Origin of the sequence: Halioxenophilus sp. WMMB6 (assembly GCF_033283405.1) — a bacterium.
In the GTDB taxonomy this organism is placed as follows: domain Bacteria; phylum Pseudomonadota; class Gammaproteobacteria; order Pseudomonadales; family Cellvibrionaceae; genus Halioxenophilus.
In genome coordinates this window covers 168436-193299 of sequence record NZ_JAWMQR010000006.1, presented here as the reverse complement: position 1 = coordinate 193299, position 24864 = coordinate 168436, and the positions used below count along the sequence as shown (strand labels likewise).

The window sequence follows — 24864 nt, the reverse complement described above, 5'->3', positions numbered from 1 at the left end:
CCATTACTGCCAGGCCGATATCGCTGCGCCACCATCAGGTATATTGTCAATTTTATTGACAATATACCAAATCAAAACGGGAATCAAGTCTGTCAACTTAATTGACCGAAATGACAATTAAACCATTTATATCAAAGCGCAATAACAACCACTGCCAGGCTCAATCCGGGGCAACTATTCAGTAGTTAGGGGTGGAGCCAGAGGGTACTATTTCGCCTACATTCTGCTTTCGATACAGTGCCACCAACCCGTTGGTTGTTATGGGCAATCCCGCTTTGGCAATACGCCGGATGTGACCAGTCAGCGGCCATCTACTGATCGGCAGTTGAATTCAAAGGGTCCAATCGTTAGGTCAGGAAAGGGGTAATTACCCAGTCAGAGGTGGCCACTTATCAGTGACAACAGCAAGGGAGCAGAGCTACCGGGGATAAGTCACCCCGGCAGCAGGCTTGGTTGAGTGCCCATCGCATCAGTGCCTCCTACAGCGAGGCAGCAAGGCTAGTTGACAGAACTGGCCATGTTCTGCCAATAAGGTTCACGCAGTGCACGTTTATCAATTTTATTGGCACCGGTTAAGGGCAGAGGGTCGGCAGAGAAGCTAACACTTTTTGGGCACTTATAGGCGGCCAGGTTAGCACGGCAGAAGGCGATTAATTCAGACTCTTCCAACACCGCCCCCGGCTTTAACACCACCACAGCATGCACAGCTTCACCCCAGCGCTCCGACGGCACAGCAATAACCGCACACTGGGCTATGGCCTCGTGCCGGTAGATAACCTGCTCCACCTCATTGGAATAGATATTCTCGCCACCGGAGATAATCATATCTTTCAGGCGGTCGCAGATATACAGGAAGCCATCTTCATCGAAATAACCGATATCGCCAGTGTGTAACCAACCACCGGCAAATATTTCAGCTGTGGCTTCCGGGTTTTTCCAATAGCCTTTCATCGCCGTGGTGCTGCGCACCACAATCTCGCCGCGCTCGCCCACGGCACGGACCTCGCCGACATCATTGACGATACGAACGCTAACGGCAGGATAGGGGCGCCCAACCGATTTAGCGCGGTTGTTGTTGGGTACCGTCAAGTCCGTATCACCTCGGCTGAGCGTGGTAATGTTGGGGGACTCTGTCATGCCGTAACCGGTAACAAAACCCACTTTAGGGAAGATACGCTGTGCTTCTTTGGCCAACTCAACTGGCATGGGTGATCCGGCATAGCCCAGCAACTGCAATGAGGTAACATCCATATCGGGATTTTCCTGCGCAGCCTGGGTTAGCATTTGGATAATAGTGGGCACCACCATACAGTGGGTAATTCGGTAACGTTCGATCAAGCGCAATACCTCTAACGGCTCGACCTGATCAATGAATATGTGGGTACCACACTGCTGAGTCACCACGAATACGCCATGATTGGCCAAATGAAACATAGGCGCAACATGGATATAAACCGAATCGGAACGATACTCCAGCTCCAAAGCGAGATTGGAGGAGAACGTAGCCAGCACCCGGTTAGACAACATAACGCCCTTGGGTAACCCTGTGGTACCCCCGGTGTAGTAGATGGCTGCCGTATCATCCAACTCGCGCTCAACGAATGGCGCCGGATTGGATTGAGCAATCAACTCATCCATCTGTAGCGCATCGGCGTCTGCAACCCGCTCCATGGCCACAATATAACTTAAACTGTTTATGTCAGCCTTTACTGAGAGAATTTCACTATAAAAGTGGTCATCCACAAAAATAACCTTGGCTTCCAGGTTATTGATCAGTTTTATTAGCTCATTAATATGAAGGCGTGCGTTTAGCGGGGAAAAAATGCCGCCGGCCCAAGCGATGGCATTCTGGCACTCAAGATAGCGGTCTGAATTGCGAGATAGAATTGCCACCCGGTCATCAGCTTGCAGGCCACTGGCTTGTAGCCAGCCGGCAAGTCTCTGCACCCGCTCACCAAACTCGGCCCAAGTCTGTTGCCGGTCGCCGTACACGGTTGCCAAGCCCTGAGGTTTACTCTGAACAGCTTTACGTAGCGCTTCTACGATATACATAATTCACACTCTTGCTCTGCCCAGCTAGCGTTAACACCACTACCCAGACTAAAAATTTATAGGTGATATTGGCTGGCGATAGCACAACCCAAGCAGCCAAGAAACACCACCCCATTTATTAATAGAGCCATACTACCGAATGGTCGATATTTGTCAATCTAGTTGACTATATAATTTTTTATAAAGCCGGGCCAGCTTATTTCCTTATCTCATTTTTTGTCAATCTTATTGACTTTCTTTGAGGTGAGACTTACAGTCTCCGGGAACATCATAATACCGTCTACCTAAATCATGAGAGACAGCCGATGACTACCGAACTAAAAACACTAAATAACATCAATCATGCGGCTTATCGTTGTCGCGATGCGGAACAAACACGCTGGTTCTATGAGGACGTGCTCGGCCTACCGCTACAATTCGCCTTAGTGGAAGAGATCGACTTCGGCTTGGCCAGCGATAAGGGACAAGCGCGCAAATATATGCATCTGTTCTTTCTGCTTGGCGATGGCAACTATATTGCCTTCTTTGACCAGCCAGATGTTGCCACCGAAGAGCACTTCACCAAAGCGGATAGTTTCGACCGACACCTGGCCTTGCAGGTTAACTCCTACGCTGAATTGGAAGCCTGGAAAGAGCGCATACAGAGCCATGGCAAGAGTTGTCTTGGCCCCTGGGACCACGGCTTTTGTGATTCCATCTACATGTACGACCCCAACGGTTTACAGGTAGAAGTTTGCTGCTTGAAAGAGAACGCTGGCGAAATCATCGAGAAAAAGGCCGCCGTCGTCAAAGAGGTTCTTGCGCAATGGACTAAAGACACCCGAGCCATTAAAGAGCAACGGTTTGGAAAAGCAGCGCTGGATATGCGCGGCAAAGACACTACAACCAGCAAGTAATAACTGGGAGGTTTTATGAATAACGTTAAATATAAATACGAGCGAACGCCTTACCTGATTACCTTCAAAGAGCAGAGTCCATTTAAAGAGACTTATGGCGGTGAAATCGGTATCACCACACTCAAGTCCCACCTACTGCGACCGGTTGGCAAAGAGTCGAAAACAGTGGTGATATTTATGCACCCCATTGGCGGTGGTGAATACCTGCCCATGATCAACTCACTGGCCAAGGGCGGCAACCACGTTATCTATTGTCAAAGCCGCTATCCCAATAACGATACTTCGCTGATTATGGAAAAAGTCGCCATCGATATGGGCGCCTGTATCCGTGATGCCAAAGAGCGACTGGGTTACGACAAGGTGGTTTTGGCGGGCTGGAGTGGTGGCGGCTCGCTTTCTCTGTTTTATCAAAGCCAGGCTGAAAACCCGACCATCACCCACACACCTGCGGGTGACCCAGTTGACCTGACTGCGCAAAACTTTATTCCTGCCGATGGCATTATGCTGCTGGCCGCGCACTTGAGCCGATCACACACCATGACAGAATGGATTGATCCTGCTGTTATCGACGAGCACGATCCGTCCGTACGCGATCCGGAATTGGATATCTATAATCCAAGCAACCCCAACCAACCCCCTTACAGCGATGAATTTCTGCAGAAGTTCCGCGCTGCCCAGATTGAGCGCAATCGCCGTATTACCCGCTGGGCGAAGATTAAACTACAGCAGTTACGTGATGCCGGCCGCCCCAACGACGAGTTCGCCTTTGTTGTGCACTCCACTATGGCCGAGCCCAAGTGGCTAGACCCGACCATCGACCCCAATGGCCGCAAACCTAACTGGTGCTTCCTGGGCGACCCTCAGGTTGTGAATAACAGCCCCATTGGCCTGGCCCGTTATTCGAGCCTGCGTAGCTGGTTGTCGCAATGGAGTTATGACGAAAGTAACGTCAACGGTTTGGAGTGTGCCAGTAAAATCAGCATCCCCGCCCTTGTTATTGGCAATGGTGCCGATGATGCCATTACCCCAGAGCATACGCACAAGCTGTTCAATGCCATTCCTCACAGCAACAAGCAGTTTGTCATAATCGAAGGTGCCAACCATTACTACTTCGGGCAACCGGAGAAAATGGCAGAAGCGATCGAGCTCTGCAATGGCTGGATGGCAGAACAGGGGCTGAGCTAAGACCGTATCAGCCCGTATCAGCCCTTACCTACCGTTACCTCTTGGTTTAGCCACCCGTAATGGGTGGCTCTTTTTTCCCAGCCGGGTTCTCACTGCGCCACTAGCCTGCCCCCTATGAATCTTTAATCTACCTGATTTCCCGCCTGACTTTCTTCTGGCGGGACACCTCGGCGCTCTTCGCGATTTTCACTCCTAACTTCCCTACCAATCTATCTACGCTATTTTTCAGCCCAATTATCCCCAGTGAATTGATGGCGTATGTTTTTAACTGCCGACTCTATTTTCACTCAGTGCTATCCCCGTTAACTCTCTGCCCGCAACCCGCTCCGTGAGGTGCAAGCGCTGTGCGCAGACAACAAGAGGTTTAATAGCAATAGGGGACCCGTTAGTTTACAACACGGTTATTACCGATCGCGGCTTAATATAAAATGGCCACGCTCTTGCCACAAAGCAGGATGACACAGGCAGGCTATATACAGGGACGGAAAGATAGAGGAAAGCTAAAGGCCCATAAACGGACCTTTTTGATTAGGAACAAGCCGATGAGTGACCACAAAGTGGTCACGCCTACGGCCAGAGTTAATAGAGCTCAATTATGGCCGGGATGATTCCAGATAGGAGAGGACCATGCTCGCTCCTGGATTGCGATATCTGCCTCAGGATATTTTTTGCACAGATCAGCCTTTTCGCAGTCCCGCTTTGACCATCGTGGTGTTGGCTTCTCAAGCACACGCACATACCAGAATGCCGGGACATCGGCTTGGTAGTTGAGATCTTGCCAGGAGACACACCAGTTTTTGCGGCCCTTCTTACTGTTGGCAATATCAATCACCTGCTCTTCCACCTGCCCGTTTATCAAGCTTCCCTTGATCACCTCAATGCGCTGCAACGGTGTTTTATCGCGCTGGGCGATGACGGTTAACCACATCGAACCACTCTCGTTATCAGGCAGCACACCACCCATGGGGACGCCTCCGATAGCACTAGCATCAGCACTGCTACATCGGGCTTTGTTTTCGTCGTCAGCAAACACCCGTAAGCCAATCCGCGGCCCGCTGGTTGCATAGGCTTCCCGATCCCACAGTGACTTAAAAATCGCATCACGGGTATTCTCTTCCGCCCAAACGGCCACCAAGCCACCTGGATTGTAGGTTATACGTTGGAAGCGTTCCTCAGCACCGCCCCAACCAAAAGCATCACCACGCCAGGTATCCTCCGCCACAAACCCAGGCGCAGCCACATGGGTATCGGTGGAGCCGATTAAACCAAGCTGTAACGGGTTAATACGGGCATCGCCGGATTTATCATAAGCCACCAGTCCGCGTTCAAGCAGTGAGCGGGCATAACCTGAACGCAAAGACTGCCAAGCCTGTTCAGCCTCTTGCCTCTGCTTCGCCAGGGCTTGTTGAGTCTCCCTTGATAATACCCGTTCGAAACCACAATCGCCGGAATCGTCGGTCCAACTTATAGGCAGGCATTCGCTACTACCCTTACTTTGGTGGACCTCAAGTAAACGCTCATAATGGGCCCGCAACTTAAGTGATTGGTTATCGGCGTGCTCAACGTCGAAGCCCAGTCCCTCCGCAAGATTACTGTTATGCGGTATTGCCAACACATCACAATCTGCCTCAGGGGTACAGTGTGTCTGTAGGGCGCGCCACAATTTTTCCGGAGAGTTATAGGTTAAATAGTCAAACGCCTTGTCTGGCACGCTCTCCGTACGAAATATCAGATTTCGGTGGATGTGCGCAGCACCGGGTGTTGCCGACCACTCCTGCGCCACAAACGCGGTGAAATCACATGGATCGTTTGCCGCATTGGCTTCTCGCTGAGCACGCTGCCACTGCCATATGGCCGCCTGCTCGCAATTTTCCTGGCCGGGGCCACACAGCGGTGCCGGTTGGGTAGGCTGGCTGGGTGTGATTAACGGCAACAGATAGTTACGGAAAATATTCCAGGCGGTAGCCGGATGACTCTGTTCACGAATGGCTTGGCAATAAGGTGTATTGGACGTGGCTGGATCTGTGCACAGATAGATCACCGCAAAAGATTCAGCGTGGTCCGTTACCGCCATAAAATCGAGCGGCCGGTCGATAACAATTTGCGATTTGCCATCGCGTTCCAAAAGGGGTTGGCCGCGACCAAATGAAAATGCCTCCGCCCCCGTGTGACGCACCCCAAAAGCATAGGCATCCAGCGAATAAGAGGTATGCACATGAAGATCGCCCCACAACAGGCGTTTTTCCCCGGCCTGGAAACCTGGGCAGTGCTCATCCGAATCGGCACTGGCAGTAACAGTGGTTAATCCACACAACAGAAAAAGGAGTGCCTTAAGCACTCCTCCCCGCCATGAACATTGATTACTCAACAACATCGCTTTGATCCTTATTATTAGTTATGGATATGACCGCTGTTTACCAACTTGATTGCGCCAATGGCTGCAATAGTACCCAGCGGGGCATCTATCCACGGCGTTCAACAATCACCACAGTACCGGTTTGGCCGCAGCCAACAGAATTACAATGGGTACTGTAATTCGGATCATTGGTGAACTCTTCAGCAGAAACTTCAGGTGCAGTGCGCGACCACTATTCCACTCGTCAGGAAATTCATTGCGACGACGGGTGATGCGAGGCCCCAAAATATGAGAAATCCAAATATCGAGAAGTTCCAGAGGGATAAAAAAGCCAATCACAATAACCAACTTCACCAGCAACCAGTGCTGAGCCAAAGACCAGCCGCCCAGGTAATACAAGATAGCGCCGGTAATTAACAACAACGGAAAGGCGATATGTTCCAGAATAACGGTTTTATCGAACTGCTCGTATGCCCACACCAAACGCTTTTTTAGCTCCTCGTTTTCAGGGTTATCACGCACTTCGAAGATGGTCGCTCGCAGGTAGAATATATAAGCACCGACGGCACTCATCGCCCACATAGCCATAAAGAAGATATGAAAGAATTTAACGTAACCATAAGCTGCCATATATTCACCTTTCAAATAAATTATTAGTTTTTTATTCTGGCCTGACATTATTATTGTCAACTAGATTTACAATGTAATCTATTTTCCGATTTCACAAAAGTAATATATTCTGATAAGGTGAAACTTTTCGTTATACCTCCCTATGGATATCCGCCACTTAAAATACTTTGTCACCACCGTTAAAACCGGCAGTTTCAAACAGGCGGCCGAAGAGCTCTGCATCTCCCAACCAGCTGTATCCAAAGCCATTAAAGATCTGGAGGAGGAACTGGGCACACCGCTGCTCATCCGCGGTGCCCGCGGCGTCGAGATAACAGAGCTCGGCAACGCACTGTTCCATCGGGCCAAAGCGGCACTAACCGATCTCGACAACGTTAAAGCAGAGATTAAAAGTAAAGCCAAGCACCAGACCTTAGCGATAGGAACCACGGCCGTTCCGGCCGCCTATTTTCTACCGCAGGTGATCCCACCGTTCACTGCCCGCTACCCCAATATTCACCTACAGGTGATCGGTGATGTTGTTGATACGGTAATCAGCCGGGTTGTTCTAGGAGAACTCGCCTTTGCTATAGCCCCGATTAATCCCGCCCTTCAAGATTCTGGTTTAATTCAACGGCCGCTATTCGATGCACCAATCGCCGTGCTCTGCAGTGCACAGCATCCACTAGCGAGTCAGTCCTCCATCACGCACGCCGACCTGCTTGACCACCCCTGGATAGTCTCACTGGAAGGGACCCGCCCCAACCAGGATTTCAAGCGGGCCTTTGAGGCGGCTCACCTCCCAGCCCCGAAAAGTATTGTCAATAGTGACAATCATCTGCTAATTCGCAGCCTGCTTATGAAAAGCCGATTTTTGTCGCTGACCCCAACTCCGCTCTACCACAATGAACTAGTCAGTGGCCAGCTGGCCCAACTGCCTATCACCATGATCGGGCCGCAGTTTTTGCGTTACGGTCTTATCTATCGTCAGCATACTCACATCAGCGAGGCGTCACAGAACTTCTGGAGGATAATGAAAGAGGTCGCCGTTGCAGACTATCTAATTCAGGCTGGATAGTGCGTTAGCACGCTAAAAAAAGGCCGCTAAGCGGCCGAAACTCACATAATGGAACACACACAAGAAGGTTAAACCAGCAACAGCCTGGCAACGCAAACGCTAAGATTGGTTTGCGCTTCTGGCAAGCCAGTTTCTATAAGGTACGAGAGATAATCTCCCGCATAATCTCTGAGGTACCGCCATAGATCGTTTGGATTCGGGAATCCACAAACATTTTTGCGATGGGGTACTCACGCATATAACCATAGCCGCCATGCAACTGCAGGCATCGGTCAACTACCCGATTTTGCAACTCACTGGACCATAATTTAGCCATTGAGGCCTCATGAGCCTCCAGTTCGCCGACCCGGTGAGCCTCGATACACTTATCCAGAAACGCCCAGCCCACTTCAATTTCGCTCTTAAGCTGAGCCAAAAGATGCCGGGTATTCTGAAAATCAAATACAGTTTTACCGAACGCACGGCGATCCTTAACATATTGCAAGGTTAAATCAAATGCGCGCTGTGATGACGCCATAGCTACTACTGCAATAGCCAAACGCTCCTGGGGTAACTCCTTCATTAGCTGGGCAAAGCCACGGCCCTCTTCGCCTAGCAGATTGGTTACCGGTACTCGTACGTCATCAAAAAATAGCTCTGAAGTGTCCTGCGCCTTGAGGCCGATCTTGTCGAGGTTTTTGCCACGCTGGAACCCTGGCCGATCCCCCTCTACCAAAATCAGGCTGATACCCTTTGCCCCCAATTCCGGGTCGGTTTTGGCGACCACAATTACTAGGTCCGCCAGTTGACCAGCCGTTATGAAAGTTTTTGAACCGTTAATCACATATTCATTACCTTCCCGGCGAGCGGTCGTTCTAATACCCTGCAGGTCACTACCGGTACCCGGTTCAGTCATGGCAATTGCACCCAACACCTCACCAGAGACCATACGCGGTAGCCAGGCCTGCTTCTGGTCTTCAGTACCATAAGCCAACAGGTATCCGGAGACGATATCTGAATGCACGGCGAAGTTAACACCGGTAATACCCGCACTGGCAGCCGCCTCATTGACTACTGCCAGATAGCGATAGTCACCACCCACACCACCATACTCTTCCGGCACCTGTGGACAGAGAGCGCCCTGCTCACCCGCCTTCAGCCAAAACTCTCTCGGCACAATCCCCCGCTCTTCCCACTCGTCGTGGTGGGGAACGGCTTCAGTCTCCAGAAAGCGCCGAAATGCCTCACGAAACATTTCGTGCTCTTCGTTATAAACTGTTCTCTTCAGCATTGCGGTCACCTCTGAACATTCGCGTGGATTCTAACGTGCTGATCTCAGCGCGTAATTTATGTTTATTTCCGATGCTAAGCAGTTTCGATGATTTCAGATTTATTGTCAACTTAATTGACATTATTGAGCACTTTAACTAACATAACTATATGGAGCAGCCCCGATGCCGCTTCATATCATTGATCTCCGATTATTTCCTTTGCCAGCAATATCAACTTTGATTTGCTGGTTTTTTTTTACCTTAAAAAAAGAGCGCCTCAATGCGCTCTTAGTTTAGAGAGGGTAGCTAAGCGCTCTACCCCGCATCAATAGCTGTACACAATGGTCACACCAAATCTCTAACTTCCTGCAACGCCTGATCCATAGCGGCTTTCTTATGATCAGGGCTAATAGCAAGCCCATCTGCATAGACCGATGTGATATCAGTAACACCCATAAAATTAAGAATACCCTTGATATAAGTGCTCTGAAAATCCCAGGCGCTGTCTTGATAAATTCCGCCCCGGGCAGACAGCAGGTAGACTTTTTTGCCACCCGCCAAGCCAACCGGACCAGCCTCGGTATATTTGAATGTGAGGCCCGCACGCGCAATATGGTCGAAGTACGCCTTCAGCACCGATGGGATTCCTAAGTTATACATTGGCACACCCAATACCACGATATCAGTTTCAAGAAATTGCTGCGTCAGCTCATCCGATAGCGCCGTTGCTTTATTTTGCTCCGCATCACGCTTATCGCCTGCAACCATGAACGCAGAAAAGGTATTCAGATCCAGGTGCGGCACCGGATCCTCAGCCAGATTTTTCTCAGTGATTTTATCCTCTGGGTGAGTATTCCGCCAAAGCGACAAAAACTCATCAACCAGTTGCGAAGAACTACCATCACTACCTAACAAACTTGACTTTATTGCCAGTACACGAGCCATACCTATATCTCCAGATTGGGTCAGATGGGCTGCACGCCCGTTCGTAACCGTGTTAGCCGGTATCTACACGGACTATCAGTGGCTTATTCGTAACTTAGATAGGGGTTTACTAAAATCACCGGAACCACTAACCGCCGACGCCATTGTTAATAACATTTACAGTTGTTAGATAGTAATTACACCCAGCTATTTTTGTCAATATAATTGACATACTACTGTATTGATGATTGACTAGACTCAGCGCACGTACCCGTATGAGGTTCAGCCTCATGGATTTATATTGTCAAAAAAGGCGTTACTCAATGAGTTTTCGTTATATAGAAATTGAACATAGAAATCATGTTGCAATTATCTGGTTGAATCGCCCGGAGCGGCGTAACGCTCTTAACTGTCAATTTGTACGCGAGCTTAGCGCTGCGGTAACAGAGATTAACGGCAACCCCGAAACCCGGGTTATTGTGTTGATGGGGCGAGGCCGCCTGTTTTGTGCCGGCGCGGATCTAACCGATGTCTATGATCCCGATATCGAAAATGCTGAGCAATTAATTGAGAATCTCTATAAGCCGCTCTTAAGTCAGATTTTAGCATCAGAAAAGCTATTCATTTCTGCTGTGACCGGTACCGCCGTAGGCGCCGGTGCCTCTCTCGCCTTGGTCTGCGACCTGACCCTTATGAGCAGCAACGCCAACCTCTCATTTGCCTTCACGACAATGGCATTGGTTCCTGATTGCGGAGCATCATGGTTGCTGGTCAGACAACTCGGTTACAAACGTGCCTTACAGGTGATCGCCGAAGGCCAACAGCTTACAGCCCTCCAGTGTCAACAAGTGGGACTTTGTAACGAGATTGTAGAACCGGAAAGCTTAGAACAGGCAACTTTAGCCATGGCCGAGAGACTTGCCGAGCGAGCCCCACTGGCAATTAGCTTGTCCAAACAGCTGTTACAGCAAGCCTGCGAGCAGCCTTACAATGAGATGGTCTCAGCTGAAGCCAAAGCCCAATACCGGTGTGAACAGAGCAGTGACTTCGCCGAGGCTAAATCCGCCTTCTTTGAAAAACGCCCGCCAGTGTTTGGCAAATAATTTCCCACCTAAAGCCAACGAACGCCCAACTAAATTAGCCGTGCAACCCAATATCTGGGCCACAGCTCAAGTAGTTAGAATCTGAGAGAATTGGACCCGATAGGATCTTAGGTTTCTAACAGTTTACGCTCTAAACAGTTAACGATTTAACCAGCCATTCAGGCGGAGTAGGCCAGAGGCAATCCTGGACGAGGCCAGCGGCAATGGTAGAGTTTTCCGGTGGATGATCCTGTCGCCCATACATCGCACATATCGTCGCCACCAAAACTGATGTTGGTGATACCGATATCCGGGAAGCCAATAAAGTCGTGTGATCCATCCACGCCGAATACCGTCACCCCCCCTTTGATCAAGGTGCCAACCGCTATATTGCCGCCCTGCTCCACTTTTAAACTATCGAGCAGACAGTAGTCGGGCAAGGTACAAACCAGACGTCCCGCCTGGAAAGGAGACGGCGGCGGCGCGAGTACTCCGTGATCGTGTAATTCATACTCCCAGAGTCGGCTGGTTGGCGTCTCCGCGGCATACAAACGCTTGCCATCGGGCGATAAGCCAACACCGTTTGGGCCGAGCATATTGCTTACCAGCTTACGGATATTTGAGCCATCGGCTTTTGCGTAATAAAGCGCCCCATGCTCTCGGTAATGGGCGGTCGATTTACCGTGATCAGAAAAATAGAAACCACCAGTGTGGTCAAATACCAGATCATTTGGCCCCAGTAGCGGTTCGCCATCACACTCCGTATAGAGCGTTGTCACCTCGCCAGTGTGAAGATCAACCCGCTGAATGGAACCTCCCACATAGTCATGTGGCCTGTGCCCAGGGATAGTAACACCGTCCACGTCATGCCACTCAAAGCCACCATTATTACAGATGTAGACAGCACCATCCGGGCCAATAGCCGCACCATTCGGTCCGCCACCAACCTCTGCCACAACTTGAATGGCACCATCGGCGGTTACCCGGCTCAAGGTTTGGCGGCGAATTTCCACCACCAAAACAGAACCGTCTGCCATGGCAATGGGTCCCTCGGGAAATTGCAGTTTATCGGTAACAACTTCGAGATTTTTTATCTGGCCCATAATAGATATTTCGAGTGCTTAGGTGGAGAGAGGAAAAATCACCAACCTCTCGGTAATGACAGCCACATTGTCGGCACAAACTGTGCTGTGCCGGTTTGGGCTTCCCGGTTGATTGGCGGAAAGATTGGATGTAGCCATAGAGTCATACATCACAGATAGGATAAAACCGGATTAATCTGAGTCAGACTGACCACAGTGTTACCAGTGAATTTACAACTTACTTTCACTTACTGCTGTAACCCTGTGGTCTGGCGTTGAGACTTGACCTCAACAATCGATAGCTATAACTCTAAATTTTTAGAAGCTATAGGTGAACTCAACTCCGTAACTGCGTGGCGGCATATAGGAGCCTGCCTGCATGAAGTTAGTACCAAGTTCAAAGGCATTTAACTTCTCGTGCTCGTCCGACAGGTTTTTGCCATACAGTGCAACCTTGTACTTCTCTTCAGGGTCACTGAAGGTAATACGAGCGTTGTATACCGTTAGCGCGTCACGATAGAACACATCTTCATCTTTCAGGCTGGTCGTCAGGTAACGATCCGTAAAAGTAGCCCCACCGTGGAAGTTAAAGTTACCAAAGCTGACCGGCAGATCATAGGTGAGCTGCAAAGTACTGGTCCATCTTGGCGCGTATGGCAGGTCATAGTGAGTATTATCAGTGACGGTACCATTGCCTTCCAAATCAGCCGTGAACTTGTCAAACTGAGCGTCCAGATAGCCGAGAATAAACTGCACGGATAAGTTGTCGGTTACAAGCATGCTCAGCTCAGATTCAACACCCTGAATAGTGGCCTGACCGGCGTTATCCGTTACGGTTTCGAAAGTGTCCGTGCCAGGAGCGCGACGGCCAAAGGTCAGCTGCATATCAGAATAGGTACTGTAAAAGAGAGCAGCATTAAAGCGCATCAAGCCATCAAAGAGCGACGATTTTATGCCTGCTTCCCAGCTCTCAACTGTTTCTTCATCGGCTGGACCAATTGACGTGGCAGTACCCGCGCGGGCGTTAAAGACGCCACTGCGGAAGCCGGTGGTGTAGCCGAAGTAGAGATTAATATCTTCATCCCACTGATAGCTGACACGAGCCATTGGCGAGAAGTTCTGCCAGTCCTTTTCTAACTCATCGGCAAAACTATTGGAGAAGGTCTTGCTTTCGTCGGTATAGCGCGCACCAACTGTCAGCGTGAATTTGTCATTCAGGTCATAATCACCCTGGAAAAACAGCGCATCACTGACGTTTTCCTGCGCACCCGGTGTACTACCTAGCACTACCATGTCTACAGGCACACCAAATAGGGGGAGATAGATAGCTTGATCATTGGTCAGATCAAAATCCTGGTAGGAGTGAAAATAACCTCCAACAAAATTTACCGGGCCACTAAAATCTGAGGCAAAACGGAGTTCTTGAGTCCACATTTTATGTTCCTGTGTTCGGTGTACATGGAACATAGTCTCGGTAGTACCATCGAAGTCGGTTTGCGTCTCATCGTCGGTTTTACGCCAGCCGGTAATGGAGGTAACCGTACCGCTATCCAACTCCCAGTTGAGCTCAAGGGTCGCACCTGTAGTATCCAGGTTGGCGATAGGCTTCAGGTCGGTATAGACGGTATAGGGATCATTTGGGTTGTTGGCAGGGTAGCCCAATTGAGCCAGGTTAGAGTCAGGCTTGGAGAAATTGACCACACCATTACCTTCACTGCGCTCGGTAATATCATCGACCGTCAGCAGCATACTGAGATCATCGTTGAAATCATGGGACAATTTCACGCGGATACTTTCAACATCTTCCGCACCCAGGTCTTTGCCGGTAACCCCATTCTCGAAATGGCCATCGTACTTACGCTTGAGGCCAGAAATTCGCAGGCCGGTATTTTCACCGATAGGTACATCAACCGCGGCACGAAGCTCACGCCGGCCATAGTCTCCGGCAGTAACCCGGATATCACCACCGAACTCATCACCCGGGTTTTTGGTGACCACATTGAGCACACCACCAATGTTATTACGGCCAAACAGTGTACCCTGCGGCCCGCGCAGCACCTCAATTCGCTGCACATCATACATATCCATGAGAGTACCCAGGTTGCGCGGCTGGTTAACACCATCCAGCACCACGCCTACTGTAGGGTCCTTCTCTGAAGCGATGTCGAAATAAGAGAGTCCACGAATGGAGAATACGGCTGACTGTGGGAATAACCCCACTGGCTCAACAATTACGTTGGGGGCCATCGCATTCATGCCATCCAGGCTACCGATACCGTTGGCTTCAAGTTGAGACTCGCCAAACGCAGTAACAGCCGCAGGTACATCCTGCATAGATTGCTCACGTTTCTGAGCAGTTACGATAACTTCCTCAAGAACTGCACCAGCTTGAGCTTGCACTAAGGTGGGAATCAGGCTTCCCAAAACAATGGCTGAGTAAATAGTGGTTTGTTTCATGTTCATTACTCTAGTTATTAGATCTATTTTTAAAATCGATATTCCAATTATGGAAGCCGGTTACTCGCTTAATCGACTGAACTTATTGTAAACCCAGCGGCCTTATTTATGTCAAGCTTCTTTCCTATTTAACGTCAATATAATTGACTATATAAACAACCGAATTATCAAACGCTATTTTTCCACCCATTTAATTACGATCATCTATATGCAATCGTGTAGGACAGTAACCTTTTGGATGATTTGTTACCAATAGTAGCCACCGAAAGCCGTTCAGAATTATTTGAACTTCCCAAACCGGCCGATAAAAGTCACTTGAAAGGGACTCTACTCGATGCAAAGCGCCACCTTAATCGCAACAGAACCTGCTTACTCAGCATCGTTTTTTTCCGTAATAGTTCGCAATCAATTAATTGATGGTCGGCTTGCATCAACTTACCCAACGAAAGCCCACCACGTGCCTGCGGCTCCCAATTTAGAGTGAAAAATGAAATAAGGTAGTAACAAAATTGAAGGAGCGCCCCTTACGGAGTAAGGGATATGGACACATCCCAGAAGGCGAACAGCAAAGCAGTGTGATTATTTGCTACGGGTTAAGACATTGCCGTTATCTGACAGGCTTTTAATATAAAAGGAGTATTTGTACAGACATATTTTGAGTGTTATTAATCCCAGTGCATGCTCTAATAATGAAGGACATCGAAAGCAAACAAGCCACTACTGGATTCAACACTTAATCAAGTTTTTGCTCGCCACCCAGACGCTGACCAACTCAGCGATCAACCAACGACAGGCGCTAATAATTAGGGCATATTTACACCCTGGCTAACACAAGCTGCGTATCCTTAAACTAAAAATATTTTTATTACAGAGCGAATAATCCAAAGCCAGCCTTATATCAACAGTGTTGACTCTGATTCATTCGAAACAGTTTTGGATATTAAGAACTCATGTAATTTAATAGCCGCCGCCAACGCGGCTTAACAGAGCGCTACAATCGAGATCTTATTTGAGAAGCCTGAAACCTTTACAGTCGATCAGGTTGGGAGTGTGACATAACCGTACAAACCGGCATTGTAAGTTGGCTCTTATTGCCACCTTAATAGAATGCAATAGATAAATTATTAACTTTGTATTGGAACAGTACCAATTTAGTCTTTTTTAAAACCATGCCGGCGCAGTAGATACTCCAACAATGCCACCAAATATTTATGACAATTTAACCGTTTCAGTTCGTTTGGTTATCCGCCCTGTTTTACTAACGCAATCCGTCAACAAGCCTCATCTATATTCATCTGTACTGAACATAATTGCACAATAGATAATTTCTCATACCATCTGCTGCAATTATGGAATATCCGCTATTAACTATCGATGAGAAGCCAGCACAGATTTAATGTGAACATCTTTATGGTTGAGGCGATGCAGCTATTAACCTGCCGTATCCTCTGTTGGGCAGCTTGCTTTACTGCTTGCCTGGTAACAAGACATTAGTCGGGTCATTTTTCAGAACGTTGCAGCGGCAACCCAACAAACCACCTCACCCTCGTAAACGGTACATCATTCTTTTTTGCCGGGTATTTTCAGATCGGTATTTATAAGTACTCTCCCAGCAAAAGATCAGCATCTAGCCTTGGCACAAGGGGTAGCTCGTCATGAAACACTAATTGATTTGCGATCTTGTGGAGGCTACATAAACTACGGGCAGTAAAAAAGCAGAACACTCTTTCCGCGCAATACCACGGGGGGGGGGGCAAGTCAATCACAGGTGTTAAGAGATATCAGCACACGGGCGGATTGATCCTTGCCTAGTCTCTACTCAAGGCAGCACGGGACCTCAGCCTCGGACTTCGCTGAACGACCTTAGCTGGGTTAATACCGGCAACCGGTTACAGGAGGTAACAGATAGGAGTAACACAGGAGCAGTTACCGGGAAGCAAGTTTCGGCCGGCGATAGCACCCACGCCATACCCACAAATTCAGGAAAAAAACACCTTTGGGCGGGCTCTTTTCCTATGGCGCACTGGGTAGGATGCACTGCGGCACTTCCCTCTGCTCCACCCTTTGGGTGCCTTCGGCAGTAACAAATCGCTCAATTACCATGGATGCGGGTAGCCGCTGCGGATGAATGACGATGGCATGATTACAAGGAGGTAACTTATTAGAACCACACAGAAGCTGTTGCCGGGGAGCAATTATCGCCCAGGCGATTGTTCGAACCCGTGGAGGTGCACACTGCACAAATACCAAATACCAAATACAAAATACAAAAAACCCGCCACAAGGGCGGGTTCTTTTTTGTATGGCGCACTTCGAAGGAGAAACTTCGAACCGCCTTTTCCAGACATTAGAGGAATGGAATGACTTTCTCAAGAAGTATGCACCATTCTTCAAGGAGGTGGCGTAATGAGCACTCCTCCTACAAACTCAAACAAAAACAGCAAGTTACCAACCCCATTCTCGCTCAGACTGACCTTTGAGGAACGCGCTGCCCTGGAACAATCGGCTGGCAATCGTCCTCTGGGAGCCTATATTCGCTCGAAGCTCTTTGGCGGCACAGAAGCGCCGAGAAAACGGCGCAGCCGCACCAGAAAGCCTCTAAAAGACGAAAAAGCCCTGGGTGAATTACTGGGTAAACTGGGTGAATCCCGCCTTGCCAGCAACGTCAACCAACTTGCCAAAGCAGCCAATTCAGGCTCCTTGCCAGTCACACCGGATACCGAAAAGGCACTCCAAAATGCCTGTGACGATGTAAGAACCATGCGCATATTGCTTATGCAGGCTCTGGGCTATTACTCCTCGGAGGTGTAGCCATGATTTTGAAGGGAAGCCAGCGCTCAGGCGGTAAACAGCTCGCGGCTCATCTGCTCAAAACCGAAGACAATGAACATGTCGAGGTTCATGAGCTGCGGGGCTTTATGTCTGAAGACCTGCCCTCTGCCTTCAATGAAATCCATGCCGTAAGCAAGGGTACTCGCGCAAAACAGCCCTTTTTCTCCCTCAGCCTCAGCCCGCCACCAAATGAGCGCGTGCCGATTGAGGTGTTTGAAACGGCTATCGAGCAGATAGAACAAAAGCTCGGCCTGGAAGATCAGCCCCGCGCAGTCGTATTCCACGAGAAAGAAGGCCGCCGCCATGCCCATGTGGTCTGGTCGAGGATCGACACAGACGAGATGAAGGCTATCAATCTGCCTTTCTACAAAATGAAGCTAAAAGACCTATCCAGGGAGCTGTATTTGGAGCATGGCTGGAAAATTCCGCCAGGCATCATAGACCGCAAGGATCGGAACCCTCTCAACTTCAGCCGTGAGGAATGGCAACAATCCCGCCGCGTGGGGCTAAGCCCTAAAGAGATTAAGCGCACTTTCCAGGAATGCTGGGCTATCTCTGATAACTGCAATGCCTTTTCTCAAGCTCTGCACAGCAAGGGCTTTGTTCTGGCTCGTGGTGATCGGCGCGGCTTTGTTGCAGTCGATTACCGTGGTGAAACTTATGCTGTCGCAAGATATACAGGGGTAAAAACCAAGGAAGTTCGTGATCGCCTGGGTGATCAGAAAACGCTGCCATCTATTGAGCAAACGAAAGCCAAAATCGCGGCGGATATGTCCCAAAAGCTTCAGCAGCACCTTGCCGATGCTGAGGCAACCAAAACCAAACGCTCAGCAGCCTTTGAATTCAAGCGCCAGCGCCTAGTCGAAGAACAGCGCAAAGAGCGGCAACTTTTGGAGCAATCCCACAGCAAACGCTGGGATGCTGAAACAAAAGAGCGATCACAGCGCCTATCCAAGGGGCTTATGGGTATCTGGCATCGGCTTACAGGTAAGTACGAAAAGACAAAACGCCAAAATGAACGCGATGCGCTTGTTGCCCTCCAGCGTGATCGGCAGGAGAAAGATGAGCTGATATTCAAGCATATCCAACAACGCCAGCAGCTCAGCCTGCGCCAGCGCAGCGAAATCCATACTCATGAGCTGGAAATCGAGCTGTTACGCCAGGATATTGAGGATTACCGGGATTTGAAAACTGGAAAATCCAGTAATCTGAAGGATGAATACCGTAAGCGCTCAGAGCTGCACGAGAAGGAACGAAAGCCCGCGCCAAAACGTGATAAAAGCCGAGATCGTGGGCATGAGCCGGAAATATAGTGTCCTTAAGGGGTGATCACTTAATATTCAGCCGCCAGCAAAACTGGCGGCTTTTTGCTTTCGCGCTTGCCAAAGGGTGAAGGCATCTTGCGCTGAAAGCCTAAATGGCTTTCAGCGCAAGCCCGCGAAAACCATGAGTCTAAAATTTAACCAGAGAAAGGAGCCGCGTTAACGGCTCCAAAATATATGCACCTCTCTGTGTCCCAGCTCAATGGTGAAAATATCGCCGCTAACTTCCATGTCGTAGGCCATCGCGTTGTAATCAATATACCGGGCAAGGCTTTCCGGTATTTGCACGGAATCTTCGGTTAACTCCTCGGCAAAATCAGCAACAGATTCATAACAGCCCGAATAATTTTCTTCTATAGCGGTGCGGGCCTCGTCAATACTACTGAAATGTGCCAGCAATTCCGCGCCCAGCTCGTCATGCTCTTCGATAAAGCAAGCCACCTCATGAACGGATTCCAGCCCTTCATACTCGCTCACGCGGTAAGAGCCGAAACCTTCATAATCATGAATGGCGTATTCTTCGGCAAAGCCTTCCGGGCTTGCCTTTAACATTTTGGCTACGGCTTCCTGGATGTCGTCCAGCTCAAGCGCGGCATCAATCCAAACACCGTGCAATTTTCCGTTATTGTAAGCAGCCAAATCAACAACGTAGATTCTTGGTTCACACATGATATTCACCCTTTCTTTGTCAGTTTAAAAGCGCAAGCGCTGCGCCTGCGCTTCTGCCGACTAGGGCGACTAGGCGGGGGTGAAAAAATCAGGAAAAATTGCGGAGGGTCCATCAGCGTTAGCGCCAATGGAAACCGTCATTTTTCTTTATTTTGAGGGGGTGCAACGCCCCTCTATACGTTAGCGATTGCTAGCCCTTTAGTCCCGTAAGGGATGAGCGACTAGCGAAGGCGTTAAAGCGCGGCCCGAAGGGAAACGCCCAAACACATTTACTTTTTTACCAAATTCAAACTGGCGCATAACAATTCCATCTCTCCTCCCTTCAACTTGAACACCATAACGCCTTATTCCCGGACACCTTTGAAGCCAGAGCAGAAAACAAAGCTGGTAAGCAGCAAACGCTAAAGGTTTCTCCACATCCGTTTTGACCTGATCCGCACCGGATCGGGTGCAACTTCCCATGCGCTTTATTTCGCAAATGCGCGGCCATCAAAGGCCGTGAAAAGGTTTTACGGCCTCCAAACTGAAGGAGGTAACAATGAAACTCGTTACGCGATTTGAATTGGCAAAACTGAATGAAAATGAGCTGCATGCATTACTGCGTTACGCTTTTAACGAACTCGCTAAAAGCAACTCTGATACTCATCAGCGCCGCAATGCACTTGCCTCAATCGAAAATATTCAAAGAGAATTAGTTTCAAGGGCTTTCAGCCCTTGAAACAACGGTTGCAGCAAGGTGGAAAAACTATGTTATTGTTTCAATTACGCCTGTTTTTACTAACGCATCAAGATGACGATGCAAATTATCAGGCACATGGCCTCCAGTGATTATGACACCCGCTTCCATATTCTTATTCATCGCATGACCAGTAAGATTAGCGCTAGATATAAAGCACTTTTTGTGATCAGCAACGGCCACTTTCGCATGCACCTTTGCGCCTTCGAATTCTGTATCCTTGGACTCCCAGCAATAAAGGTTTACTCCAGGTAAAGCTTGCTTCATTTTCCCTATCACATCTATGGTAACTGAGCCGCCATGCTTGTCTGAGGATTCCAAAAGCAATGATACTGTTACACCACGATTTATAGCATTTTCGATTGCGCTAGCAAACAAAGGGATTTCATACGCAACAAAACTTACTACAAACAAGTTAGAAGCTGAGCTATCAATTACTTCGATGAGTGCTTGCTCTGTTCTTCGAGTCGAGACTATTGGCGTCGTCGGGCCAGTCCAAATCAATTCAGTGGAAACTTCATTCTTTGCCATGTTGAGCGCATGGCTCGCACCCCTAATCATTCCAGCTAATTCTTGGGCAGAAATATCCGAACTCCGCCATTCATTGATGACCTTATCGAAAAGCCTGCCTGCTGCTGGCGTTGAAAAGAAATCTGTTGATTTTATGGTCGAATTCGATTCAAGCAATGCGATATGGTCAGCGACTTGCTCAAGCTTCTTAGGAGAAACTTGTTCCACCAATTCAAATATGGATTTCAGCAATGAATTCATATCAACAGTCATCAAAGAATGCCGCATCCGTACGTTCGAGTGTAGACACCAACAAGGTGCGATCTAGATAACGATTGCCTCGTTCGCAAGATGTTTCAGCAACGAAGCTGCATGCGTGGCAAGCGGCAGCGTGCAATGACTTATCCTTGCCAGGATGATGCTCTGAGCATAATGGGTCAGAAGAACAAATCTTGGCTCTGTTAAGAGCCTGTCCTAACAATCTTCCTAAATTCTCAGGTTTTCCAAGATCAACAAGGCCTCCCAATGTGCCATCGGAATCTGCTGCTGCCGTGTAAATTAATACGCCAGCTTGAGGGTCGCCAGTTTCGGTGTCCGCATAAATTCTTTCACGAATACTCGCCGCGTTGTATCCGCACTCCAACGCCAATTCCCTTATGAGAAGATGCGCTAACGTATGAAGCATCGCATAACGCACACCAGGAAAATCTTCGTCAGGGTCAAGTCGTCTGGCATTTCGCCAACCTTGATGACCTTCGAATAGCTTGCTGCGAATATCCTCTACAGCACTCAGCTTTTCCCACTTAGTCAATACATCCTCGTCGAAACGAATGAAGATGCCTTCGCCGTGAACTTGGCTGGCAGGAACCCAGTCAGGCGGCGTCCGGCTGAGGCTCGCCATTTCTGGTCCATCGCCATTACCAATAGTACCTTCCTGAGCTTCAACTCTGGTAAATCCCACCAAAGCATTTACTTCACGAAGCCGCTCCAAAAGCAAAACACTCTTTATTTTATTTTCAAAACCTTTCGGAGCCTCAACATTTCTACTCAAGAAATGTGGCCAATCCGTAGGAGGATTTGGATCAATCAGAACATCCCATTCCGGCCCTTTTATATCCGCTTCGGATATTGAGTCAGTGGCTTTTCCAGATTTGATGGATTCTATGACTTCCCAAATTGCTTTTGCATCGTGCTTATCTATTCCGGGTAATGCTCCTGTTTTTTTCAAAGTTTTAACGGTAATTGCAACTTCGCTTTCCGACTCTAAATCCTGAAAGTAATCCCAACCATCCTGCACTAATTGTGATATTGGGTCTTTTGCTAAAGGTATTGCCAGCGCAGATAAGGTAACAGGAAACCAGGCATTGGTTGCCCCAAGCAAAACGGCTCGCGCTTCCTCAGAGCAATTCTCCTCAAACAAATCCAAGTGCGCATGCCTACCACGGCACCCTGGAAGGTTCTCCTTACCTTCGCGGCCAAAAGCAAAGGCCATATTTCTTGAAGCGCCACACTCATCGCATTTCACCCAAAGGTTTTCAGTTTGCAAAGAAGCACCGCTTTCGAAGAAACGTAATGTGCCCTTGCAGTCCGAAGGGCCGCTATGCACGAAGTAATGCCAAGGGAAATCATCTAAGTGTCCGTTTCGACAAGCCAACAAGAAACGTGCAGGTACAGCATCAGCATCTTTGGCAGGAAGATCACCTTTAGACCCTTTGCAGGCCTTGTGAACAAAGCGTGTTTGCTCTGGACGATATCGATTTTCCTTTATTTCGAAGAGATCAATATCGTATTCCGAGAGAAGTCCACATTTCACGCAGCGGAGCCAGCGAGGGAAAGGCCGTACAGGAACCCCAATATTAGCCTCCGCAGACCAAACGTCGACTTGCTCACTTTTCTGAAACGGCGGCATACGGAGAGTATCAACTTGAGGGCCGAGCACTTTCCTCACAGCAGCCAATAAGCGGGCCTCTTCGATCGGAGGGCAGCGGTCTTTTTCCCACTGATCTATTCCTAGCGTCACAACGGAGATGCTAGGAAGATCAATGAGAGCGCCAGGGCCATATGTCCATAGCAACTGGCTTGGTCTAACCTCTCCAACGGGTGACTTATCGTTCATGATCGAACCTCAAACATTTAATACCTCAATATCTTCGCTAGAAATAATCTTTAATAAATGCTTTGCCCGAGAACAAGCCACATAAAAATCTGAACTGCTGAAATTTTCAATTGACCCCGGTCTTACGACATCAATAAGAATAACAATATCTGCTTCCAATCCTTTGAAAGAGCGAATGGTTGAAAACAAAATGCCAGCACCATTTCTCCACTCCATAGGATCAAAGATCAGTGGCTGCCCACCAACTTTGTTTTGGCCATTCAGACAAGAATTCATGAACTTTGATGGAGATAAGATCACGACTTGGGAATTGGATATTTTGTCGCTCGAAACCAACTTTTTAATGATGGAATCTACCACCGAAGGAAGTTTATGTTTCTTATCCAGGATAAATTCTGTGGCAACACCCTCTGGTGCCTGAGGATGCGTGGCGATTTCCTTTTCCAGTATCGTTGAGCAGGTGTTTGAAATCTTTTTGGTATTGCGGCAATTTGTTGGCAAGAGAAAAGGCGCGCCCATTGCTGGAATAAAGACTTTTCCGTTGTTGAAGAGGTTTTGAGCTGGGTCGTAGAAGACATACAAGTACCCGTCCTCTTCATCAGTATTTAGCAATTCCAGAGGCTGCCACCAATCAGGGTAGAAATCCTGTGCTTCATCCACTACAACCGCATCATATCTATCAGTTACGAATTCGACAGCCTCCCATAGGAGGTTCGGCGCTTCTTCCTTCCAAAAGGTGTCGCTATCATGTTCAGGCGGGGAAAATCTGATGCCTGCTTTCTTACACAAGTGGGCGCATAATCCATGAAAATGATATACGTTAATAAGGTCTTTCATCTCACTGTGAACGCCTTGCTTCAACCAAGTGGCAAGTTCCTTGTTGTAACAAACGAACAATGTTTTCTTGCCGCTTTCCGCAAAGATTTCGGCTTGGCGTTTTGCCAACATCGTTTTGCCGGAGCCGGCAACCCCTTCGATAGCAGCTCGTTTGTTGTTACTCAAAAAGGTGAGCAGCCGAATTTGTTCTTCGGTCAGCCTAAGTAGCTTCTCTTCTTGTTCTTCGATCGTTCTGAAAAGCACGGGAAGAATGTTGAATGCGGGGAGGATTGCGCGTTGGACTTTTGAAAGCTCATCTTTGCTGAACTCATATGGCGTAGCTGTCCTAGACCATTGACGAAGGGCACGCGCTATTTTTTCGGATATACCTTTCAAATCCTTTGAGGATAAAGTGATGGCTGAATCCGCTCCAGGCGGTAGTGCACCGTTATAGATACAGTCAGGAAATATCACTGCATATCCAAACGAAAATGGAGGCTTTTGACCTCCATAAACTTTGGTGCTTATCGAATCCACGATTTGGTGTGTATTCTTTCGAGCTTGCTCGAATGGGTCAGTAATTGCCTTGTCGTTTGGACCAAGCACGCGGAACCATCCTCGTGTATCAGCGTCATACTTTATAGTGCCACCTTTCACTTCGATAACAAGGATGCCCATTTCCGGCCAAACGATTAAAAAGTCAGCCTCGCCTTCGATAAGTGTCACCTTTCCAGTCCTATCATTGCGATCCGGCCTTAGCCACGGATAGCTATGAAGAACGGTAACGTTATTCGGAAGCTGATCTATAAGAACTGAAGCAACATCTCGCTCAGGCTTTAATTCAATATCTTCTACCGCAATACTGGGTACTAACCTAGCCATATCAATTTCA

Annotated in this window: 18 protein-coding genes; 7 read left to right on the top strand and 11 right to left on the bottom strand. The window is 48.6% G+C overall.

The features are described from left to right. Positions 1-498 precede the first annotated feature (498 nt). Positions 499-2052 carry a long-chain fatty acid--CoA ligase gene (locus SBL51_RS15445; protein ID WP_317931963.1) on the bottom strand — a complete coding sequence of 518 codons (1554 nt, stop codon included), beginning with the start codon at positions 2050-2052 and terminating at the stop codon, positions 499-501. A gap of 305 nt (positions 2053-2357) precedes the next feature. Here SBL51_RS15445 and SBL51_RS15440 point away from each other — a divergent pair, with 305 nt between their 5' ends. Beyond that, a complete protein-coding gene (locus SBL51_RS15440) occupies positions 2358-2948 on the top strand; it encodes a VOC family protein (RefSeq protein ID WP_317931962.1) in 591 nt (196 codons plus the stop codon). 15 nt (positions 2949-2963) lie between these two features. Next, entirely contained in the window at positions 2964-4133 is a 1170-nt protein-coding gene (locus SBL51_RS15435; protein WP_317931961.1) for an alpha/beta fold hydrolase, read from the top strand. 589 nt (positions 4134-4722) lie between these two features. Here SBL51_RS15435 and SBL51_RS15430 read toward each other — a convergent pair. After that, a complete protein-coding gene (locus SBL51_RS15430; RefSeq protein WP_317931960.1) occupies positions 4723-6471 on the bottom strand; it encodes a DUF3604 domain-containing protein in 1749 nt (582 codons plus the stop codon). A gap of 144 nt (positions 6472-6615) precedes the next feature. Beyond that, positions 6616-7119: a DUF2269 family protein gene (locus SBL51_RS15425; protein ID WP_317931958.1), complete on the bottom strand. Its 504-nt coding sequence runs from the start codon at positions 7117-7119 to the stop codon at positions 6616-6618. A gap of 142 nt (positions 7120-7261) precedes the next feature. Between SBL51_RS15425 and SBL51_RS15420 the strand changes: the two genes are divergently transcribed. After that, positions 7262-8176: a LysR family transcriptional regulator gene (locus tag SBL51_RS15420; protein WP_317931957.1), complete on the top strand. Its 915-nt coding sequence runs from the start codon at positions 7262-7264 to the stop codon at positions 8174-8176. Positions 8177-8309: 133 nt separating this feature from the next. On the opposite strand, the gene SBL51_RS15415 is transcribed toward SBL51_RS15420, so the two are convergent. Beyond that, positions 8310-9446 carry an acyl-CoA dehydrogenase family protein gene (locus tag SBL51_RS15415; protein WP_317931956.1) on the bottom strand — a complete coding sequence of 379 codons (1137 nt, stop codon included), beginning with the start codon at positions 9444-9446 and terminating at the stop codon, positions 8310-8312. 325 nt (positions 9447-9771) lie between these two features. Beyond that, the gene (locus tag SBL51_RS15410) at positions 9772-10371 is read right to left on the bottom strand and encodes an FMN-dependent NADH-azoreductase (RefSeq protein ID WP_317931955.1); all 600 of its coding nucleotides are present in this window, start codon (positions 10369-10371) and stop codon (positions 9772-9774) included. Positions 10372-10673: 302 nt separating this feature from the next. Between SBL51_RS15410 and SBL51_RS15405 the strand changes: the two genes are divergently transcribed. Further along, positions 10674-11453, top strand: a complete 780-nt coding sequence (locus tag SBL51_RS15405; protein WP_317931953.1) for an enoyl-CoA hydratase/isomerase family protein — start codon at positions 10674-10676, stop codon at positions 11451-11453. A 158-nt stretch (positions 11454-11611) separates the two neighbouring features. On the opposite strand, the gene SBL51_RS15400 is transcribed toward SBL51_RS15405, so the two are convergent. Together SBL51_RS15400 and SBL51_RS15395 are read right to left on the bottom strand one after the other, a co-directional pair. Then, positions 11612-12535, bottom strand: coding sequence for an SMP-30/gluconolactonase/LRE family protein (locus SBL51_RS15400; protein WP_317931952.1), 924 nt, complete (start codon positions 12533-12535; stop codon positions 11612-11614). A gap of 297 nt (positions 12536-12832) precedes the next feature. Further along, positions 12833-14971, bottom strand: coding sequence for a TonB-dependent receptor (locus SBL51_RS15395; RefSeq protein ID WP_317931951.1), 2139 nt, complete (start codon positions 14969-14971; stop codon positions 12833-12835). Positions 14972-17377: 2406 nt separating this feature from the next. On the opposite strand from SBL51_RS15395, the gene SBL51_RS15390 reads away from it, so the two are divergent. Further along, positions 17378-17782 (top strand): hypothetical protein, encoded by a 405-nt coding sequence (locus tag SBL51_RS15390; protein ID WP_317931950.1) that lies wholly within the window; start codon positions 17378-17380, stop codon positions 17780-17782. Between the two features lie 2 nt (positions 17783-17784). Continuing rightward, positions 17785-19116, top strand: coding sequence for a relaxase/mobilization nuclease domain-containing protein (locus SBL51_RS15385; protein WP_317931949.1), 1332 nt, complete (start codon positions 17785-17787; stop codon positions 19114-19116). Positions 19117-19284: 168 nt separating this feature from the next. Here the strand turns inward: SBL51_RS15385 and SBL51_RS15380 are convergent, their stop codons facing one another. Then, the gene (locus tag SBL51_RS15380; protein WP_317931947.1) at positions 19285-19794 is read right to left on the bottom strand and encodes an antirestriction protein ArdA; all 510 of its coding nucleotides are present in this window, start codon (positions 19792-19794) and stop codon (positions 19285-19287) included. A 538-nt stretch (positions 19795-20332) separates the two neighbouring features. Between SBL51_RS15380 and SBL51_RS15375 the strand changes: the two genes are divergently transcribed. Then, a complete protein-coding gene (locus SBL51_RS15375; RefSeq protein WP_317931946.1) occupies positions 20333-20512 on the top strand; it encodes a hypothetical protein in 180 nt (59 codons plus the stop codon). 27 nt (positions 20513-20539) lie between these two features. Here the strand turns inward: SBL51_RS15375 and drmC are convergent, their stop codons facing one another. The 3 genes from drmC to SBL51_RS15360 are packed head-to-tail and all read right to left on the bottom strand — an operon-like array spanning position 20540 to position 24854. Further along, positions 20540-21313, bottom strand: coding sequence for a DISARM system phospholipase D-like protein DrmC (gene drmC / locus SBL51_RS15370; RefSeq protein WP_317931945.1), 774 nt, complete (start codon positions 21311-21313; stop codon positions 20540-20542). Then, complete coding sequence (locus SBL51_RS15365) at positions 21303-23156, bottom strand: DUF1998 domain-containing protein (protein ID WP_317931944.1); 1854 nt, start codon at positions 23154-23156, stop codon at positions 21303-21305. Before SBL51_RS15365 ends, drmC begins: the two co-directional genes overlap by 11 nt. A 9-nt stretch (positions 23157-23165) precedes the next feature. Further along, on the bottom strand, positions 23166-24854 hold the full coding sequence (locus tag SBL51_RS15360) for an NERD domain-containing protein (RefSeq protein ID WP_317931943.1): 1689 nt from the start codon (positions 24852-24854) through the stop codon (positions 23166-23168). Positions 24855-24864 lie beyond the last annotated feature (10 nt).

Excerpts from the sequence above, each read along its gene's own strand:
- SBL51_RS15360 (WP_317931943.1), bottom strand. The coding sequence starts at position 24,854 with ATGGCTAGGTTAGTACCCAGTATTGCGGTAGAAGATATTGAATTAAAG.
- SBL51_RS15420 (WP_317931957.1), top strand. The coding sequence starts at position 7,262 with ATGGATATCCGCCACTTAAAATACTTTGTCACCACCGTTAAAACCGGC.
- SBL51_RS15390 (WP_317931950.1), top strand. The coding sequence starts at position 17,378 with ATGAGCACTCCTCCTACAAACTCAAACAAAAACAGCAAGTTACCAACC.
- SBL51_RS15425 (WP_317931958.1), bottom strand. The coding sequence starts at position 7,119 with ATGGCAGCTTATGGTTACGTTAAATTCTTTCATATCTTCTTTATGGCT.
- SBL51_RS15410 (WP_317931955.1), bottom strand. The coding sequence starts at position 10,371 with ATGGCTCGTGTACTGGCAATAAAGTCAAGTTTGTTAGGTAGTGATGGT.
- SBL51_RS15380 (WP_317931947.1), bottom strand. The coding sequence starts at position 19,794 with ATGTGTGAACCAAGAATCTACGTTGTTGATTTGGCTGCTTACAATAAC.
- SBL51_RS15375 (WP_317931946.1), top strand. The coding sequence starts at position 20,333 with ATGAAACTCGTTACGCGATTTGAATTGGCAAAACTGAATGAAAATGAG.
- SBL51_RS15385 (WP_317931949.1), top strand. The coding sequence starts at position 17,785 with ATGATTTTGAAGGGAAGCCAGCGCTCAGGCGGTAAACAGCTCGCGGCT.
- SBL51_RS15445 (WP_317931963.1), bottom strand. The coding sequence starts at position 2,052 with ATGTATATCGTAGAAGCGCTACGTAAAGCTGTTCAGAGTAAACCTCAG.
- drmC (WP_317931945.1), bottom strand. The coding sequence starts at position 21,313 with ATGACTGTTGATATGAATTCATTGCTGAAATCCATATTTGAATTGGTG.
- SBL51_RS15440 (WP_317931962.1), top strand. The coding sequence starts at position 2,358 with ATGACTACCGAACTAAAAACACTAAATAACATCAATCATGCGGCTTAT.
- SBL51_RS15435 (WP_317931961.1), top strand. The coding sequence starts at position 2,964 with ATGAATAACGTTAAATATAAATACGAGCGAACGCCTTACCTGATTACC.
- SBL51_RS15405 (WP_317931953.1), top strand. The coding sequence starts at position 10,674 with ATGAGTTTTCGTTATATAGAAATTGAACATAGAAATCATGTTGCAATT.
- SBL51_RS15400 (WP_317931952.1), bottom strand. The coding sequence starts at position 12,535 with ATGGGCCAGATAAAAAATCTCGAAGTTGTTACCGATAAACTGCAATTT.
- SBL51_RS15415 (WP_317931956.1), bottom strand. The coding sequence starts at position 9,446 with ATGCTGAAGAGAACAGTTTATAACGAAGAGCACGAAATGTTTCGTGAG.
- SBL51_RS15365 (WP_317931944.1), bottom strand. The coding sequence starts at position 23,156 with ATGAACGATAAGTCACCCGTTGGAGAGGTTAGACCAAGCCAGTTGCTA.
- SBL51_RS15395 (WP_317931951.1), bottom strand. The coding sequence starts at position 14,971 with ATGAAACAAACCACTATTTACTCAGCCATTGTTTTGGGAAGCCTGATT.